20 protein-coding genes are annotated in these 17,570 nt (G+C 42.9%); 7 read left to right on the top strand and 13 right to left on the bottom strand.

What is annotated here, in order from left to right; genetic code table 11:
- Window positions 1-2: 2 nt before the first annotated feature.
- Window positions 3-587: a 3-isopropylmalate dehydratase small subunit gene (leuD, locus tag A6749_RS17970; protein WP_066393260.1), complete on the top strand. Its 585-nt coding sequence runs from the start codon at window positions 3-5 to the stop codon at window positions 585-587.
- A 514-nt stretch (window positions 588-1,101) separates the two neighbouring features.
- Here the strand turns inward: leuD and A6749_RS17965 are convergent.
- On the bottom strand, window positions 1,102-1,677 hold the full coding sequence (locus tag A6749_RS17965) for a GNAT family N-acetyltransferase (protein ID WP_066393258.1): 576 nt from the start codon (window positions 1,675-1,677) through the stop codon (window positions 1,102-1,104).
- A 105-nt stretch (window positions 1,678-1,782) separates the two neighbouring features.
- Window positions 1,783-2,097 (bottom strand): DUF3892 domain-containing protein, encoded by a 315-nt coding sequence (locus A6749_RS17960; RefSeq protein ID WP_066393255.1) that lies wholly within the window; start codon window positions 2,095-2,097, stop codon window positions 1,783-1,785.
- Window positions 2,098-2,279: 182 nt separating this feature from the next.
- Here A6749_RS17960 and A6749_RS17955 point away from each other — a divergent pair, with 182 nt between their 5' ends.
- Window positions 2,280-3,866 carry a glycosyl hydrolase family 28-related protein gene (locus A6749_RS17955; RefSeq protein WP_066393252.1) on the top strand — a complete coding sequence of 529 codons (1,587 nt, stop codon included), beginning with the start codon at window positions 2,280-2,282 and terminating at the stop codon, window positions 3,864-3,866.
- 168 nt (window positions 3,867-4,034) lie between these two features.
- The gene (locus tag A6749_RS17950; RefSeq protein WP_236719695.1) at window positions 4,035-4,991 is read left to right on the top strand and encodes a DMT family transporter; all 957 of its coding nucleotides are present in this window, start codon (window positions 4,035-4,037) and stop codon (window positions 4,989-4,991) included.
- A 28-nt stretch (window positions 4,992-5,019) separates the two neighbouring features.
- On the opposite strand, the gene A6749_RS17945 is transcribed toward A6749_RS17950, so the two are convergent.
- On the bottom strand, window positions 5,020-5,613 hold the full coding sequence (locus A6749_RS17945; RefSeq protein WP_066393249.1) for a DUF1836 domain-containing protein: 594 nt from the start codon (window positions 5,611-5,613) through the stop codon (window positions 5,020-5,022).
- Between the two features lie 132 nt (window positions 5,614-5,745).
- Between A6749_RS17945 and trhA the strand changes: the two genes are divergently transcribed.
- Window positions 5,746-6,393, top strand: coding sequence for a PAQR family membrane homeostasis protein TrhA (gene trhA / locus A6749_RS17940; protein ID WP_066393247.1), 648 nt, complete (start codon window positions 5,746-5,748; stop codon window positions 6,391-6,393).
- A 44-nt stretch (window positions 6,394-6,437) separates the two neighbouring features.
- Here trhA and A6749_RS17935 read toward each other — a convergent pair whose 3' ends face one another.
- The 9 genes from A6749_RS17935 to A6749_RS17895 all read right to left on the bottom strand — a co-directional run bounded on the left by A6749_RS17935 (window position 6,438) and on the right by A6749_RS17895 (window position 13,281).
- Window positions 6,438-6,806: a DUF488 domain-containing protein gene (locus A6749_RS17935; RefSeq protein WP_066393244.1), complete on the bottom strand. Its 369-nt coding sequence runs from the start codon at window positions 6,804-6,806 to the stop codon at window positions 6,438-6,440.
- A 119-nt stretch (window positions 6,807-6,925) separates the two neighbouring features.
- Entirely contained in the window at window positions 6,926-7,156 is a 231-nt protein-coding gene (locus tag A6749_RS17930) for an excisionase family DNA-binding protein (protein WP_066393241.1), read from the bottom strand.
- A 3-nt stretch (window positions 7,157-7,159) separates the two neighbouring features.
- A complete protein-coding gene (locus tag A6749_RS17925; protein WP_066393238.1) occupies window positions 7,160-8,206 on the bottom strand; it encodes a DmpA family aminopeptidase in 1,047 nt (348 codons plus the stop codon).
- The gene (locus tag A6749_RS17920) at window positions 8,203-9,138 is read right to left on the bottom strand and encodes a dipeptidase (protein ID WP_066401036.1); all 936 of its coding nucleotides are present in this window, start codon (window positions 9,136-9,138) and stop codon (window positions 8,203-8,205) included. The genes A6749_RS17925 and A6749_RS17920 overlap by 4 nt, the downstream gene beginning before the upstream one ends.
- A gap of 578 nt (window positions 9,139-9,716) precedes the next feature.
- Window positions 9,717-10,037, bottom strand: coding sequence for an ArsR/SmtB family transcription factor (locus A6749_RS17915; RefSeq protein ID WP_066393234.1), 321 nt, complete (start codon window positions 10,035-10,037; stop codon window positions 9,717-9,719).
- Entirely contained in the window at window positions 10,038-10,457 is a 420-nt protein-coding gene (locus tag A6749_RS17910; protein WP_066401035.1) for an SRPBCC family protein, read from the bottom strand. It abuts the gene before it with no gap.
- A 162-nt stretch (window positions 10,458-10,619) separates the two neighbouring features.
- On the bottom strand, window positions 10,620-11,936 hold the full coding sequence (locus A6749_RS17905; RefSeq protein WP_066393230.1) for a purine/pyrimidine permease: 1,317 nt from the start codon (window positions 11,934-11,936) through the stop codon (window positions 10,620-10,622).
- A gap of 18 nt (window positions 11,937-11,954) precedes the next feature.
- Complete coding sequence (locus tag A6749_RS17900; RefSeq protein ID WP_066393224.1) at window positions 11,955-12,923, bottom strand: bile acid:sodium symporter family protein; 969 nt, start codon at window positions 12,921-12,923, stop codon at window positions 11,955-11,957.
- A gap of 16 nt (window positions 12,924-12,939) precedes the next feature.
- On the bottom strand, window positions 12,940-13,281 hold the full coding sequence (locus tag A6749_RS17895) for a rhodanese-like domain-containing protein (protein ID WP_066393219.1): 342 nt from the start codon (window positions 13,279-13,281) through the stop codon (window positions 12,940-12,942).
- 178 nt (window positions 13,282-13,459) lie between these two features.
- Between A6749_RS17895 and liaG the strand changes: the two genes are divergently transcribed.
- On the top strand, window positions 13,460-14,326 hold the full coding sequence (gene liaG, locus A6749_RS17890) for a LiaG family protein (protein ID WP_066393214.1): 867 nt from the start codon (window positions 13,460-13,462) through the stop codon (window positions 14,324-14,326).
- Between the two features lie 143 nt (window positions 14,327-14,469).
- On the opposite strand, the gene A6749_RS17885 is transcribed toward liaG, so the two are convergent.
- Window positions 14,470-15,414 carry a COX15/CtaA family protein gene (locus tag A6749_RS17885; RefSeq protein ID WP_066393212.1) on the bottom strand — a complete coding sequence of 315 codons (945 nt, stop codon included), beginning with the start codon at window positions 15,412-15,414 and terminating at the stop codon, window positions 14,470-14,472.
- Between the two features lie 166 nt (window positions 15,415-15,580).
- Between A6749_RS17885 and A6749_RS17880 the strand changes: the two genes are divergently transcribed.
- Entirely contained in the window at window positions 15,581-15,979 is a 399-nt protein-coding gene (locus A6749_RS17880) for a hypothetical protein (RefSeq protein WP_084797890.1), read from the top strand.
- 176 nt (window positions 15,980-16,155) lie between these two features.
- Complete coding sequence (locus A6749_RS17875) at window positions 16,156-17,517, top strand: MATE family efflux transporter (protein WP_066393198.1); 1,362 nt, start codon at window positions 16,156-16,158, stop codon at window positions 17,515-17,517.
- Window positions 17,518-17,570 lie beyond the last annotated feature (53 nt).

Here is a 17,570-nt window from a genome sequence, read left to right as displayed (position 1 = left end):
CGATGGAACCGCTACGTATACACCAAGGACTTGTTTGCCCGCTAGACCGGACAAACGTCGACACAGACCAAATTATTCCGAAGCAGTTTTTAAAGCGAATTGAACGCAGCGGCTTTGGACAATTCCTATTTTATAATTGGCGTTTTGATGATAATGGTAACCCTAATCCTGATTTCGTGATAAATGCTCCACAATACAAAGGAGCTTCGATCATAGTGGCGGGCGAAAACTTTGGCTGCGGCTCCTCCCGTGAGCATGCACCATGGGCTGTTCAGGATTTCGGCTTCAAGGTCATCATCGCCCCAAGTTATGCTGATATTTTTAAAAATAACTGTGTGAAAAACGGCATCCTTGCGGTCCAAGCAAGTGAAGAGCAAGTACAGACGATTATGGAAAAAGCTCAATCTGAAGGGTACTCATTAACAGTAAACCTTGAGGATCAAGTTGTTTCTGATAATGATGGATTTGAAATTCGCTTCGATATCGCCCCATATCCTAAAGAGATGTTGTTAAACGGCTGGGATGAAATTGGCGTTACTTTAACTTATGAGGATAAAATTAAGGAGTATGAGCTTGCTCGTGCTTAACCATGGAAAATGAGCCTTGGAGATTTATCTCTTGGGCTCTTTTTTTATTCAGTATCATTTAAAGGTGATATTGGCAACAAGACTTGAGTTAAAATTGGACAAAGTGTCTCCAATAGCCGGTATTGGCGACAATACTTGAGTTAAAATTGGACAAAGTGTTTCCAATAGGCGCTATTGGCGACAATACTCGAGTTAAAATTGGACAAAGTGTTTCCAATAGCCGGTATTGGCGACAATACTTGAGTTAAAATTGGACAAAGTGTTTCCAATAGGCGCTATTGGCGACAATACTCGAGTTAAGATTGGCAAAGTGTTTCCAATAGCCGGTATTGGCAACAAGACTTGAGTTAAAATTGGACAAAATGTTTCCAATAGGCGCTATTGGCGACAAGACTAGATTAAAAAAGATCAATCTTTTTCAAATCCCCGCTCAATAGAATTTGTTATGCTGTCCCTCTCCAATTGGAAACTGGAAAAAGAGCTTCACCCCGTCACCCGAGCAAAGCTTCCCAGTTCACACATTATCCAAAATATTTTCAGACCCAGATTCCTCCTGAAAAGTTAAAACCTCTTCGGTCGGTTGATACGACTCGCCGTAAAACTTTTCATCCTTATACGTATGGATTAACTCATACGTTTTTTTCATTGCCTCAAAAATCATTTCCTCCGATTCATGATGCGGGGCCCAATAAAGAATCTCCATTTTATTAATCTCATTTGTTGCCAATGACTTCCGCTCATAGCCAATGGCAGCCGCATGCTCGAAGCCTTCCCGCTTATAAAAACGCAGACGCTTTTCTGTATCGCTGTCCTCATAATTCACAGGCTCCACCTCGAGAATAATCGGCTTCCCTTTACGCTTTAATTTTTCAATTAGCTTATGTCCAAGGCCCTGACCGCGTGATTGTGTCGACACAAATAAGTAATCAATAAACACAAACTTGTCTAGTTCTGCATACATCAGCACATGATACGGTCCCTCATCCTTGTGATAAATGTCTGACCGCTCTTTAAGCAAAGTTTCCATATGCTCTTTTGATTTCATTTCTTCAATAGGGAAATATTGATTCAACTTTTCATACCAATGCATTAAACTACTCCTTTTTTAGCCGTATACCAACTAGTTTTATGAACTTCCATCCTGTCTTATTCCGAAAAAACTGAGCGGTCGCTCTCTGCCGCTCAGTTTTAAGGTCTAGAACTCAGGCAATTCGCTTAGATTATTTTCCTTAATACCATCCGGTTCGCTGCGAATGATGTCTCTGCCATACTTATGAAAAACATCGACATTGGCAATGTTTCCCGCCTTCGCTTCGTCCAAAGCTGTTATATAATCTAATTCCCTGCCAGTGTTGGTTTTAAACGCAATAATATCACCGTCATTATTCTTCTTAACCGCAACAAACTCTTCCTTACCATCAGGAATTTGACGGTCAGCATCCACTCGCGCCTGCCCTTCACTTTGCTGCTTATACTGTTCATATATTTTCTCAAAATCCTTCTGCTCCACCATTCCACCTCCGAACACTTGTTAGTCTTTTTCATTTCCGCCTAAAATATTCGGTGTCAGGCACCATGTGAAAATTTCACATACTGTCCACTCCAGACGGACATTTGTCCACGAGTGGTGCCTGACACCAAAATCCAATATAATACAAATAATAGGTTTTATTTGGGGAAGGGGTGAAGTTGATGTTGGGGAAATTGCATGATCCGCGGAAGAATGCGGTTCTGTTGGCGGAAATTACGGGGCGGCATTTGGATATTGGCAAGGCTTTAAAAGAAACGGAGCAGCTTTTTCAGGGATGCCTTACCAAAAATGCTGTACCTGTGCCCACAGCTACCAAAAAGCTGCCTGTTCCTTTTTCGCAAAAATTCGGCGAGGTGGTATTTCGACCGCTTTCCAAACGCGCCGTGATTACTGAACCAACAAAGGTTCATGCGGATACCGAAGGCAATATTTATCCAGATTGGTTAGGGAGACTAAAACAAGAATACAATCAATTACAGGGGAATATCACAAAAGAAGTGAATGTCGCAGATTTCGGTGCGGTAGGCGACGGTAAAACGGATTGTACCGCTGCTTTTAAGAAGGCAATCGGTTTGGGCAAGGTGAAAGTTATAGTACCGGAAGGAGTTTTTATCACCAGGGGCATTCATCTGCCTTCCTGGACTTGGCTGGCCGGTGCCGGAAAAGGTGCTACCACTATTAAACTTCATAACAATGCTGATAAAGGTGCCAGACTATTAACCAATGCACATCATTGGCGCGGGAACCATCATATCATGGTAGAGGGTTTTAGCTTGGATTGGAATGTCGAGCGGCTTGGCAACGAGCCCAAGACGAGCACTTGGGGCAATCATTCAAGCTGTTTAACCTACGCGAATGTTACATACGGCTGGGTAAAGGATATTGAGACGATCAATCCCGGCCTCCACGGTGTCGATATTTCTTCGACGCTGTACAATTATGCCGGTGATGGCCGACGCGCTGTTGGGGGAAGTAAATTTATCTGGGTTGATAACGTCACAGGCTTTGGCTTCGGGGATGACGGCATCACCACCCATCATAGTGATTATATCCTAATTTCCAACTGCCACATGTACGACCCGAGCGGCCGGGCTCATCGTAAAGGCTTTTCCAATTCCAACGGCTTTGAGATCGATGACGGTTCCCGAAATGTCGTTCTAGTGAACAACTCATCGGCAAGGTGTTTTGGCGGGATTGAAATCAAGGCCCATCAGAATTCATCCGCAGCCTCCAATGTACAAATTATCGGGCATATTTCCGTAAACGATAACCGTTCTTACAACTTTCGCCATATCGGTCATCACAAAAGCGAAGATTCCGAGTCGGAGACGGCTTTTAATATTATGGCAACAAATCTCGTTTCGGTCGGACCCGTTTTTAGCGATTTATATAAGGATTCAAAACCACGCTGCTTAGTCATTTCCGGCTATAAAAATGTGGTGCTAAATCATTTAACGTTTATTGGCGAACCCGGTTACAATTATCATGGCGGTCCGGTCGCGGCCATTCAATACCAAGCAAGAAAAGTGGTTTTGAACAATATTTCTTTTAAAAATTTTTCAACAGCCGGTTCGGGAATAAAGGTATTCGGCGGGAAAAATCGGGCTGATTCGGTGGAAATTCGAAATGTTACGGCGAGTGATAGCAAGGATTCTTCATTCGAACTAATCACGCTCGGTCCCGGCCTGCAAGATGTTAAGCTGGAAAAGGTAAAAAGGAAACAAGAGCCGGTTCTGCCAAAAGAATAAATGTACAATTGGCGTTAACGCAACTAGAATGAAAAAAGATTAACCGGAGATTTGGCAGAAAACAGATTAAAAAATACAATTTACAATCTGGGGGCCCTTGTGCTGTAATTCCTTCGAGAGTGGAAATGAAGCACAAGAACCGTCCCCAAGCATCAAGGGGGTGGGAAATTGACGAGAAGGCAAAGATTTGAGATTTATTTGTTGCTGGTTTTTGTTATGGCTGCGTGGGGGCTGAATGTGATTGCGATTAAGGTGCTGGTGTCGGAGTTTGCTCCTATTACGGTAACTGCATTTAGGATTTTTGTTGCGGCTGTTTGTGTGTTTGGTATTCTTTTCTTTTTAAAACTAATGCGGCTGCCGACCAAACAGGAGCTTTTTTACATAATACTAGCCAGTCTTATGAATGTGGTCGGTCATCATTTCTTTTTATCTATCGGACTTGTGGAAACTTCCGCATCAAATGGGGGACTAATTTTGGGATTGGGGCCGCTTTTGTCCACCATAATCGCCTTCATCCTGTTGAAAAATCAAGTGACCTTCCTTAAATGGCTGGGGATATTTTTCGGGTTAACGGGGATTACATTTGTCGTTGCAATTGGAGCAGGCGGGTCGCTCAGCACTATTTCCATCGGAGATTTATATGTATTTATTGCCGTTTTTACACAGGCATTAAGCTTTGTCATCATTAAGAAAACCTCTCATACACTTGATCCGAGGTTAATGACAGGCTACATGCTGCTCATTGGTTCGGTAGTTCTATTTGTTATCAGTTTGTGGAAAGAGCCTGAAGGGATCGGATCATTCTCGAACGGCTCGTTGGGGATTTGGATGATTTTCCTCGCCTCCGCCATAATTGCGACCGCCATCGGTCAGATGATTTACAACAATGCAATCGGGAAAGTCGGAGTAACCGAATCGGCGATATTTATTAATCTCAACCCTTTCTTTGCTTTAATTGGGGCGGTGCTGCTGCTCGGCGAAAAAATATCCGTTTCTCAAGTGATTGGGTTTGTCTTTATCTTGTTTGGTGTTTTATTTGGTTCAGGAGCCTTGGAAGAATTTTTACATCAATACAGACTAAAGAAAACTCTCTTGTTTAGAGCAGGAAAAAGCGAACATATGTAAAGCGCCTGAATCAGGCGCTTTTTTATTATTATTTATGGCGTTTGAATTCTATTTCCGGTGCCAGTTGATCCACAAGCTTTTCCGCTGCTTTCCGATATAGGCTGCTCATATGGACGAGTGATGAAATCATCAATACCCGCTCCAAATACGCCGATGTTTCGTCTTGTCCATGTACTATTTCCTCTTGAACTTCCTTTTCCCGTTGAAAAATATCTTCCCTAAAATCAGCCGCATTTCTCTTTGTCAGGTTAAGATAGCTGTTATAAAAAGAATCTAAATCGATATCTTCCTCGAGAATCTTTTCGTTTATACCATCCAGTGTCGTTTTAATATCGTTAATGGAGAGTGCTCCTTTCAACTGATAAATCAAGCTGATTAAAATAAGATGCTCTTTAGAATACTTTTTATTTTTAATCGGAAAAATAAGCTTCCCCTTGGCATAATTATTGATCATCGTTTTGGTCAGGACTTTCTCCTCTTCATTACGTTTTGCACCCGCAAATTTATTTTCAAACAGCTGGATGACCTGGTCCATGTATAAATCAAGCTGCGGTATGTCGTTTAAGGTTAAGTTCGCGTCTAAATCGAGCTGTTCTATGATTTGATTGATTGTTTTATCCATCGTTTAAATCCCCGTTCATATCATGATTATTTTTATTATACATGATGAGTTTGACATTGACTAGATGTTAGTATACATGTATCATTATAAGTAGTTATTAAAACTACATGATGTGTTAGGAGGCTATTTGTTATGGGGAATTACATTCGGGAACCTATTAATGGATTGACGCATTTGGCAGGAGCTGTTCTTTCATTTGTCGGACTTTTGGCCATGGTTATTAAGGCATCGCTGACGACACCAACGCCGCTGGCTATTACGGCGGTCATCATTTTCGGTATCAGCATGATTTTGCTTTATTCTGCTTCGGCGACCTATCACATGGTCATCGCCAAGGACAAAGTCATCGCGTTCTTACGGCGGCTAGACCATTCCATGATTTTTATTTTGATTGCGGGCACCTATACGCCTTTTTGCTTTATTAGTTTAAACGGTAAAACCGGGGCCATCCTATTTTCGATTATTGCCGCAGTTGCCATCTGTGGAGTCGTTTTTAAAATGGTTTGGTTTCATTGCCCTCGCTGGATTTCAACGGTTCTATACATTGCGATGGGCTGGATGGTTGTTTTTGTATTTTCACCGCTTGCCGGCAGCTTAAATCCTGTTGGGCTGTTTCTGTTGGTACTTGGAGGACTATTCTACACAGTTGGCGGTGTGATTTACGGAGCAAAGCCGAAATTTTTACAGTTTAAGAATTGGGGCTTCCATGAAATATTTCATGTATTTATCCTGCTCGGGAGCTTGGCTCATTATTTGAGTGTATTTTTGTATGTGATTTAGCTAGCTGATAACAAAAAACGACCATGGTACGGCTACATGGTCGTTTAGTTTTTGATTTGGTTCATCAATTCTTCTTGCAGTACAATGGCATGATTATAGACGGGATCCTTGGCGCCGTATAAAAGTGTGACAGGCTCTTTCGAAGCAATATCGATAATTTGCTGGGCTGCTTCGGACTGCGGACCTTCTGTACGAAGCTCTTCCAAATAGCACTCACGAAACTCCTGAAACAGCTCTGGCTTATGACAAAACCACTTTCTTAAGTCCGGACTTGGAGCAACCTCCTTCAACCAAAACGTCAACCTCGCATTCTCCTTCGAAATCCCCCGTGGCCACAACCGATCCACCAAAATCCGGCACCCATCTCCCTCATCATAAGGATCATAAACCCTTTTTAAGAAAATATTAGCCATATTATTTCCTCCAAAATCAATTTGGTGTCAGGCACCATGTGAAATTTTCACAAACTGTCCACCCCATGCGTACAAATGTCCACGAGTGGTGTCAGGCACCTAAGGGCACCCCAAGTATTTTAATCCTCATCCTTTACATCCAGATCTTCCGGGATGGGCTCGTTTAGGATTTCTTGGATGAGTTGTTTGTATGTTTCCATTTGTTTTAGATGGGTGTTGAATTGTTCTTTGTAGATTAAGTATTCGTTGCCGTCGTATAGGGCACGGATTTTTTTCTGCTGGATAAGTTTTTCCACCGTCGCTGCCGGTATTGATAGGTATTCTGCTGTTTCTTTTACTGTGAGATACATGGCTTACTCCTCTTTCCTTAAGTCAAAATGTTCTACAACGTGACCTGCTCTTCCTTTAGTTGTGACGGCTTGTGATAATGAATTCAGAATGGCTTCCTCCGTCGCCTCTGAAGCTGCCGCAAAGAGCTCGTTCATTAGCGGGTGATCTTCACGAATTTGCGTCCTTGATTCCGTCATTACCCCTTCTGCAAAATGGGCGATTTTATGGGCAGTCGAAAAAGCAATTACGATGTCACCGCTGCCGTGACTAAAATGGCTGCCTGTTCTTCCAAGCCCGATCCCGCAGCGTTTTGCCACTCGCAGCAGCTGGCGGTCACTTAACGGTGCATCTGTCGCCAGCACCATGATAATTGAACCGTCTGATGTCTCAGAAATTCCGCCAACTTCGCCACCGCCGCCGTTCCAATATTGGAACCCGCGAAGCTCTTCCTTCCTGCCAAAATTGCTCAGGACAAGACATCCCACCGTATATTCCTCCACAATCCGTGAGGAAGAACCAATTCCACCTTTATGTCCAAAACAAACCATTCCTTTACCCGCACCTACAGCACCCTCCTCAGCCTGATCAGTTGAAGCTATTCTAATTGCCTCTAGAGCATGCTGGGGCTGAACCGGGAATAATCGAATTGAGTTCAAATAGCTGTCATTGCACTCACCAACGACAACATTAATTGTTCCAGTAGTGTCGCCGATTTCCGGATTTTCCGCAAGCATATACTCAAGCGTTCCCTGCGTTACAGCCGGCACACCAAACGTATTCGTTAACATGATGGGTGATTCTAGCACACCTAATTCATTTACCTGCACAAGCCCTGTTGTTTTTCCAAAACCGTTAATGACATAGCTTGTCGCAGTTACTTTTTCTTGAAACAAATTGCCGCCATGCGGTAAAATCGCTGTTACACCTGTACAGGCATATTCATTCTCCTGTTCATCAAGCGGATAGTCCAGTGTTACATGCCCCACCCGGACGCCTTCCACATCGGTGATACAGTTTTTCTCCCCTGTTGGCAATTTGCCGATAGTCAAACCTAATTCTCTAATCTTCATCTAGGTACCTCCGGCAGATGGTTCAGAAAATTTTGCGACGCAAATCCCCTGACTTCATCTTCAGAATAATATTTTAATAATGCATTTATCAGGTTTTGACTTTTAGAAGCATCCTCCAGGTTCACGACAAACTGGGAAATCCCATCAAAGTCAGAGCCAAGCCCGATGTTTTTCACACCGCCCAACGCGCAAAAATGGTCAATGTGTTTAATTAGATCGGGGATGGTTGCTTCCCCAGTTTCTTTAATAAAAGGCGGATGGTACACTACATGAATCATGGCGTCTTTTTTAAACATCGCGACAGCCTGTTCATCCGTTAAATTCCTTGGATGGTGGCAAAGCGCCCTAGCATTGGAATGACTGGCAATCGGATAATCTGCGAGTTCAATAACCTCCCAAATTCCCTTATCACTTAAATGAGAAACATCGGTGAAAATTTTGTGTTCATTATTAAAAGCCACAATCTCTTTTCCCAAAAGCGTCAGTCCACCGCCGCGCGGTTCGCCAGCGCCATCTGCTGCCAGATTGGCGTTGTTCCATGTGAGACCGACCAAACGAACCCCAAGCTGATGCAGGGTTCGCAGTTTCAGCAAATTGTTCCCAATCGCATCGACACCTTCTAATGTTAGCATTGCCCCTATCTGCCCGATTTTTAACCGTTCAAAATCGGACCATTCTTTGATATGTAACATGTCGGGATTTTTCCCAAGCACTTCTTTGTAAAAATAATCGATTTGCCCAAGTGCCGCTTGAAATTTTTGATCAGACGGGATATCCGGCTCTATAAAAATTGCGAAGCACTGTACCTTCACCTTCCCCTTTTGCAGCCGGGCTTTGTTCGCCTGCAAATCAGGGCCGTCCGCAAATCGAATTGAACCTTTTGCTTCCCAGAGCTTCAGCAAAACATCACAATGTAGGTCGATAATATTTATAACCACCAGCCCCTTTCATTAAAAATTTTATCATAAATGGCGGGGCTGGGTGATAGGTCTATTTGAAAATCATTTTGAGTTTATAGGCGACCCCGCCCTCAATTTTTTCGCTCTCTCGGTCGCCTAAAGCCCTTCTACGCTACCCGTGACTCCTTTTTCTCGCTCTCTCGGTCGCCTATAGCCCTTCTACGCTACCCGCAATCTCTTTTTTCCGCTCCCTCGGTCGCCTATAACCCTTCTACGCTACCCGCAATCTCTTTTTTCCGCTCTCTCGGTCGCCTATAACCCTTCTACGCTACCCGCAATCTCTTTTTTCCACTCTCTCGGTCGCCTATATCCCTTCTACTCTACCCGTAAACTCTTTTTTCCGCTCCCTCGGTCGCCTATAACCCTTCTACGCTACCCGTAATCTCTTTTTCTCACTCTCTCGGTCGCCTATAACCTTCTACGCTACCCGCAATCTCTTTTTTCACTCTCTCGGTCGCTTAAATCCTATATCCACCGCGCTTCCCAACTTTCCTTCCCCCCCAAACCAAAAAAAAAGCCAGAAGCCCCTGCTTCTAGCTTTAATCAAAAGTCTATTTTTCCTCGTCATGTTCCACGATATATTTTAGAATCGAAAGCTTATTGCTCCAGAATTGTTCGTAGAAGCGCCGCAGCTCTGTTAAGGGTTCCGGATGAAGACGGTAGATTTTTTCTCTGCCCTGCTTGCGGCCGCTTACCAATTCGGCATCAGACAACACTTTAAGATGTTTTGCGATGGCTGTACGGCTCATTGGGAAATGTGAGGTAATTTCCGAAATTGGCAATTCCTTTTCTGCAAGTAACTTTAATACTTCTCTGCGAGTGGGGTCAGCAATCGCTTGAAAAACATCATGCTTTTGTGCGAGCTGTGACACTTAGCCCTCCACAATCCTCTTAAGCTTTTGAACGATACCAGCCCAGCCTTGAGACATCATATCGCGAATTTCCGAGGACTTTCGCTGGGCTTTTTCAACGATTGCATCAGGCTCTTTCCAGCCCCCATGGATCAAGGTAAACTCAGTTTTATCCCCCAGCTCTTTTAAAATAAATGAGGCAAACCAGCCATCTGTATCCCATATGAACGAAAGCTTATTTGGCGGGTCAAACTCTGTCACCTTACATGGTGATGGACCAAATGGGGATTGTAAATGAAACTCTTGTCCCACTTCTGGTTTAAAATCATTTGGCATAAACCATTCTGCAATTCCTTCTGCAGTGGAAACATGCGCCCAAACCTTTTCAATCGGCGCCTCAATCACAATTGTCTGCTTTATATCTGGTAATGTATTCTGCATGAACTCTCCTGCTTTCTTTTTAAAAAATATAAAACCTTTTGGTTGCACTTCATCAGTATATAAAACCATTTGGTTTCATGTCAATAAAAACCTTCTTTATAAGTCTTCCTATTTTTCCTGCAAAAAAACATCCCTTCACCATTATCAGTGAAGGGATGCAACCTATTGCTCCGCCTTTAAGGCTGATTTTCGGGCTGGAAAAATCGCATGTTCAATCAATAAACAAAAAATCAATCCAACAATTAGCCCATTGGAAACAATATTTCTTAACCATGGTGCAACACTTGCAAACGCCTCACCCGGCATAAACATCATGCCAATCCCGACCATTAAGGAGAGGCCAACCACCAGTAAATTTCTAGAAGACGGCTCAATGCCCATTAAGTCACGAATCCCAAAGCCCATCAATTGTGAAAATGGAATAAACAAGGAAGCATATGCCACTTCCAATGGCAGGGTGGCTAAAAAGCCGCCGATATACGGGAAAAAGCCTGCTGCCATAATCAATGCAGCACCAATTATTAATGGCTTCATTTTTTTTATACCCGTTGTACTAATAAAACCAACCGCAATGGACAAGGGCACAACACCGACAACCGAAAAAATTCCTGAAATGAATAAGCCTACTCCGTTACCAAAAAGCCCTTTTTGGTATTGTTTTAAAGTAATCTCCCTTTCCAGCGTTATTCCCACCACTAAAATAGTGGCAATCACATTTGAAATTAAAACGATTGAGGTAAGAACTGAGGTAAGAACAATTCCGATATCAAACTCCGGCGGCCCCCATGCAAAGAGCTTCGGCACTCGAAACCAGCTTGACGGTTCGTAGACCTTTCCTGCGTGAATCAATCCGAAAAAGTGAAACAGCAGCCAACCAGCGACAATCCCGAATAAAGGGCCCATGCTTTTTAAGATACCATTTGCTTTTAAAGAAATCGTTAGAATAATAATAATTTCACTCAAACTTATAAGTGCAATTTTTCCGTTTATATGTCCCGTTGCATTTATTCCAAGCATACTTTGAAAAAATGAGCCACTTAACTGACTACCAAGTAAAATTAAATAAACCCCTGTAACAATAGGGGTGAAAAGCTTGCGGATTTTTTCAATAATCGGTAAAAATCCTAAGATGGCTAAAAAAATGCCGCCAATAATTAGACCCATTTCCAATTGCCGGAGCAAGTCAGCCTGCTCACCCGGAGCACTCATAGTACCAAGCAGAATAAAGATCGCCCACCACATTCCGGCAGCCCCTTCGACCACTGGAAGCCGGTGTCCAAAAAAGATTTGAAATAATGTTGCGGCCCCGCTGACAAATAGCATTCTCTCCATAAAGGTTGAAATTTCAGCCGGCGACATATGAAAAACAGGGCCGACGACAACAGGGACAACGATGATGTTGGTCAGCATGAAGGCAGCCCACTGAATACCTTGTATACCTGATAACCAGCAGCTGTCCTTTTTGCTTAAATCAGTCATAACTTAAAAACCTTCTTTCTATATAGCAACAGTATCCTGCTTTTCCACTCTTTTATCGTAATATCTGGCAATAAAATGTCCGCTTAAAGAGGCAAGTACTTGTTGAAAAAGCATCCCAATCACGACGGGAACAGCAACCGCAGGTGGAAAATAAGTCACGCTGATGACTGCCCCGGCACTGATATTTCTCATTCCCCCTGAAAAAGTCAGCGTAATCACAGTGTCGCGGTCTTTTACCAGCAGCCGTCCGATGAAAAAGGAAAACAGGTAGCCGGTTAAAGCAATAAAAAAGACGACCAGGGTGATCCCCGCCAGCTTCCAATCAATATTTTTTAAATACGGTGCGACTACGGAGCCGTTCAGCATAACCGTAATGCCGATCCCAATTTTCGAAAATGGAGCCAGACGCGACCCTAATTGTTGATTTATTTTTCCCTTCGTTAGCTGGTTTAACATCATGCCAATGATGGAAGGGACCACAACCATTCCCATTAGTCCCTTCATGATGTCAAGGTAGTCCATTTCAATTTTTTGCCCCATAATCAGCGACAATGAGTATGGAACAATCAGCGGGGAAAGCAAGGTATCAATTAAGATTACGGATAAAACCATGGGAATATTCCCTTTATAGATCGACACCCAAATAAAGCTGGTAATCCCAGTAGGAATGACCATCGCTAATATCAGTCCGGTAATCGTATAGGCATCGTTCGGGAATACAACATGCCCCACTCCCCATGCCCACATCGGCATCAGAAAATGAAGAATCATCATCGCGATAAAAATGGGAAACGGATGCGTCATTACATCCCTAAGCGATTGAAAATTGGAGCTTAAACTGCCGGCAAAGGTCATAAACGCGAAGATCCACGGAATTAAAAAGGAAAAATCTTTTATATAAGTGCTCAATAAAACGCCAGCGATGACACTTACCGGCGTTATTAGGGGCATTATTTTTTCTAGTTGTTTATTTAGTTTTTGCAGCATACAAGGGGTCACTTCCCTATTCGTCTTCGAGTGATTTCAGATATTCTTTCCAGGCTGTGATGCCGCCTTCTAAAAGAATGACTTGATAATTTTGGCGATCAAGAATATCCGCACATTTTGCCGCCGAATTTCCGGTTGTACACGTCACAACAACTTCACGGCTCTTAGGCAGCGAGAGCTCTTCGCCTGATTCCTCTAGACCAAAGATCGTCGTCTTAGGAATATTACAGCTTTCCACATTCGGCTCTTCTATATGAAACTGGTGAAATTTTTCTTCTGCCCGAACATCCAGCACCAAAACTTTTTCTTCACCTTGAAGCATGAAATGAAGCTCCTTTGGTGTGATTTTTTTAACCATTCTAAAGCACCTCCGTTACAAAGCCTATCATAACACGGAATGGAACCTTTCGGGAACCGAAAAAGCACACTACTACATCTCAAGTCTTAGTGGAAAATAATTCCCTGGTTCATAGCGTTAATTCAAAGGATTTCGTATTCTAAAGGTAGAAGAAGATAGTAAAAGGGGATGTTAAAAAATGAAGCGTATATTCATTCTTTTGTTAGTGATTACGGGGGTATACATTATTTTTAATCAGTCATTCCAATTCAATTGGTTTGGTGCCGGTATCACTGACGGGCAAGCGGCGATTTCAAAAAATATTAAAGTCATTAAGGTCGATGCCGGCAGCGTCAGTACAGAAATTATTCCCGAGGATCGGCCTGATTTAAAAACAGTATATAATGGAAAACAAAAGCTGACTGTCACTGAAAAAGGCAATATGGTAGTGGTGACCCTTAAAAAGAAGTGGTTCAATGGGTTTAACTTTCTGTCATTTTCAGAGAAAAATAAACTTAAAATCTATCTACCCAAAGATTATGACCGGAGCATGGTCATTGATATAGGCTCAGGGAGTCTATCTTTTTCCGGAGCGTCCAAAAATACTCCGATGAAATTAGAGGAATTGTCCATTGACATTGGTTCCGGAAATATACATTTAAAAAACTTGGATGTAAAGAATTTCACCCATGAAGGTTCATCAGGAAATGTTAGTATCGATACCTTAACAACCAAAACCGGTTCCTTTGATTTCAGCTCTGGAAATCTGAATATCAAGCATTATAAAGGGGCATTGGAGGTAGACCTTTCTTCTGGCAGATTAAAGGTTCAACTGGATGAATTAACTGATTTTGTTAAAATCGATGTCAGCTCGGGAATGGTGGATTTGGATTTACCTGATGATGCCGACTTCACCCTAAATGGAGAGGCGGACAGCGGTTTTATAACCAATGATTTTCCACTGACCTCAAACGGCGGAAGCAAAAAACAAATCCACGGGACCCACGGCACTGGAAAACATAAAATTGACCTCGATGTCTCAAGCGGCATCATTCGGATTTTTTAAGGCTCAGGGCGACAGTTATTTTGGTGTATCCGACAGTTACAATCGCTTATACGACAGTTATACCACTCTTTCCGACAGTAAACTTTGCCGTTAGCTAAACTCAATGATAAAAGCGCCTGATACTTTTCAGACGCTTTTATTGATTAATCCATGCTTCTCCGGTCCTGTCCTCCATGCCAATACCCCACAGCTGTACTACTTGCGATGGATTGCAGCATACGATCTCCTGCATAGAACCTCGCCTCGCTGACAAAAGCAAATAGAACGGTACCGATTGCAAGATGAAAGACGGCCCACGGAATCGCGACCAATGTCTCAATTACGACAACGCCAATGACAAGTTGGAGGATTACAAACAATAAACACAACAGAAAACGTCTTTGCAAGCCCCTCCCCCATTTCCTTACAAACGCCCAGTATGTAAGCAGGAGAATATAATCGGCAGTCATAACCGCTAAGCCGCGGTGAATGGTTTGCAGCCATTCCGGAGTTGTAGATGGTAAAAATGATTGGCGGCAGCCGATCCAACCGCAGGCTAATCCATAGGTTTCATGCTTAATATAAGCCCCAAAGGCAAGCGTAAGCAGTAATAGAAAGATCAGGATGTTTATATGCATCGTAATTCTTTTGTGTTCCACCGCTTTAAAAAACACGGAATAGACCCGTTCCTTATCTCCGGAGTTTCGCCAAATCCATATTAAGCAGGCCAAAAAAACCGCCGCAACGAGCAGGTGAATGGTAATAATAATTGATGGCAAATCTAATACCACCACTACCGCACCAAGAAGCACCTGAATAATTAACAAACCAATCATCATCACAGAGATAAAGCGGGCTGTATAACCATTTTTTTCGTGCATCAGTTTGAAAAATAAGATAATCGATAATCCACCTAGTACCGCCCCAATCACCCGGTGCATAAATTCAATTAATGTTTCACCTTGTAACGTCGGAATCACCTTTCCATTACATAACGGCCACTCCGGCCCGCAACCCATGCCCGATTCGGATGAAGCTACATAACCGCCAAACACAATGAGTAAATAAGTAAGTACTATACAAATAAAGGATAACCGTCTGATTGTCACTTTTCCACCTCCGAATTAAATGAATATTCAATCTATTCACAAATTTATCAGATAAAGACAATCATTACGGTGATATGTATCACGTTTCTCTCCCAAAGGTACAAAGTACTTAAAATCCTCTAAAAACATACCTTATAATGCCTTGTGTTTTTAAACGGAAGGGAACGTGATCATTGTGTATTACCACTCTTATCATTATCCGGCCTATCATTATTTGCCGTCATATCCAACCAATATGATGACCTTTCATCCGCCTCGGACGTACCCGCCTGTGGATACAAAAATTTTTTCCCATTCAATCCAATCCTTCAAGCTGTTGATGCAGCAAGGAAGTATCCTGCTAGACCGATTAGGTAATTTGCAATTTTCCAAGAAAGTGATGGATGCCGCCCAGCAGGGAAAACAAGATGAGGTGGATCGGCTGATTAAATCCATTAGCCTAAAGGTTCCTGTAAAAACCACATTTAACCCCTCAGGTGTACAATTTGAACTATCGACAAATTCCAGCCCAAGCAGCCCCAATGACTGTTGTACGTTAAACATTAATATGAAATGGGGCCAATAACTTTAAATGCTCCTGCAGGTGATACCGGCAGGAGCATTTATTTTTTCAAGTATTCCTCCAAGCCTGTCCGCTTGCGTATCATTGAGATATGCAGATTTTAGAATTGTAACTGCTCCGAAAAAGAGTAAAATGAAATATATAATTTTACTAATTTACTAGAAAAAAGGAGTTACAACTTGGAGGAACAAACAACAAAATATCAAGAACAAACCTTATTCAGTATTTCTTGGCCGCTCTTTATTGAGCTCGCCCTTCATATGGGAATGGGCATTATGGCGACTTTTATGCTCAGCCATTATTCGGATGCTGCGGCAGCCGGGGTTGGCGTTGCCAACCAGCTGTTAAATATCTTTATATTAGTTTTTAACGTTACCTCGATTGGAGCAACCGTCCTAATCAGCCAAAATCTTGGAGCCGGCCGGTTGAATAAAGCACGGCAGCTATCTCGGTCTGTTTTCGGATTAAATTTTTGGTTCGGCCTGATCATTGCAGTCTTGGTCTTTTCCTTCGGTGAACATCTATTAAGATTATTTGATATTCACGGGAAGGTTTTTGATTACGGCCGCATATTTGTCCAAATATGCGGGATTTCGCTCTTTTTTGAATCCATCTCCCTGGCATTAAGCGCCACGTTAAGGAGTTATGGCTATACTAAAGAGTCGATGGTCGTTACCATCATTATGGATGTCATCAGTTTAGGGGGAAATATTATTGCCATCGGCGGCATATTCGGACTCCCCGTTACAGGCGTGACCGGCGTTTCATGGGCTATGGTGGCCGCCCGCGCTTTTGCTGTCTGCGCATTAATTTTCCTTGTGTATAATAGACTTTCTTTAAAGCTCACATTAAAAGATGTCATTGATGCGAAAAAAGAGGATATTAGAGGGGTGCTTGCTATTGGAATTCCGTCCGCTGGCGAAAACCTTTCGTATCAATTATCCCAGCTTGTCATCACCAGTATTGTTGTTTCGCTTGGAACAGCATCTCTTGCAGCAAGGGTGTACATTTTAAATATTAACATGGTCTGTTTCCTATTCACGCTGGCAATTGCCCAAGGAACGCAGTTGTTGGTGGCGCGCTATATCGGGGCCAAACAATTTGATCGGGCACTTCATCGCGGCATTCGCACGCTAAAAATTGCCATGGTCGCTTCGCTGGTGACTTCCATCATTATCGCCCTAACCGGAGTGCCAATTTTAGAGACATTTACCGAGGATCCCAGCATTATTGCTGTTGGAATACCTGTTTTATGGGCAATCGTTTTCGTCGAACCTGGAAGAGCAATGAATATCGTCTTGATGAGCTCATTAAAGTCCGCCGGCGATGTCCGCTTCCCTGTCGTTATTGGAATTGTTTCCATGTGGGGAGTAGCCGTTTCCTTAAGCTACCTGCTTGGTATTCATTATGGATTAGGCCTGCTAGGAATTTGGCTTGCCCAAGGTACAGACGAATGGCTGCGAGGCATTTTCGCCACGAAGCGTTGGCTCATGAAGCCTTGGGAGCGGATAATGAGGAGGAAAGCTGGAGTTCCGGCGTAAGTTCATTATGAAACTTCTTATAGTGCGCTTGAGATTAGATATTTCTCTGACTC

The organism is Neobacillus mesonae (genome assembly GCF_001636315.1).
Taxonomy (GTDB): Bacteria; Bacillota; Bacilli; order Bacillales; family Cytobacillaceae; genus Neobacillus; species Neobacillus mesonae.
Note: the sequence above shows the minus strand (reverse complement) of the source record. Positions and strands in the feature narration are given on the sequence as shown.

Bases quoted from the DNA above. Each gene is read 5' to 3' on its own strand.
- A6749_RS17930 (WP_066393241.1), bottom strand. From the start codon at position 7,156: ATGTATCTCACAGTAAAAGAAACAGCAGAATACCTATCAATACCGGCA.
- A6749_RS17935 (WP_066393244.1), bottom strand. From the start codon at position 6,806: ATGGCTAATATTTTCTTAAAAAGGGTTTATGATCCTTATGATGAGGGA.
- A6749_RS17955 (WP_066393252.1), top strand. From the start codon at position 2,280: ATGTTGGGGAAATTGCATGATCCGCGGAAGAATGCGGTTCTGTTGGCG.
- A6749_RS17945 (WP_066393249.1), bottom strand. From the start codon at position 5,613: ATGGATAAAACAATCAATCAAATCATAGAACAGCTCGATTTAGACGCG.
- A6749_RS17900 (WP_066393224.1), bottom strand. From the start codon at position 12,923: ATGCTGCAAAAACTAAATAAACAACTAGAAAAAATAATGCCCCTAATA.
- A6749_RS17925 (WP_066393238.1), bottom strand. From the start codon at position 8,206: ATGAAGATTAGAGAATTAGGTTTGACTATCGGCAAATTGCCAACAGGG.
- A6749_RS17910 (WP_066401035.1), bottom strand. From the start codon at position 10,457: ATGCAGAATACATTACCAGATATAAAGCAGACAATTGTGATTGAGGCG.
- liaG (WP_066393214.1), top strand. From the start codon at position 13,460: ATGAAGCGTATATTCATTCTTTTGTTAGTGATTACGGGGGTATACATT.
- trhA (WP_066393247.1), top strand. From the start codon at position 5,746: ATGGGGAATTACATTCGGGAACCTATTAATGGATTGACGCATTTGGCA.
- A6749_RS17895 (WP_066393219.1), bottom strand. From the start codon at position 13,281: ATGGTTAAAAAAATCACACCAAAGGAGCTTCATTTCATGCTTCAAGGT.
- leuD (WP_066393260.1), top strand. From the start codon at position 3: ATGGAACCGCTACGTATACACCAAGGACTTGTTTGCCCGCTAGACCGG.
- A6749_RS17965 (WP_066393258.1), bottom strand. From the start codon at position 1,677: ATGCATTGGTATGAAAAGTTGAATCAATATTTCCCTATTGAAGAAATG.
- A6749_RS17905 (WP_066393230.1), bottom strand. From the start codon at position 11,936: ATGACTGATTTAAGCAAAAAGGACAGCTGCTGGTTATCAGGTATACAA.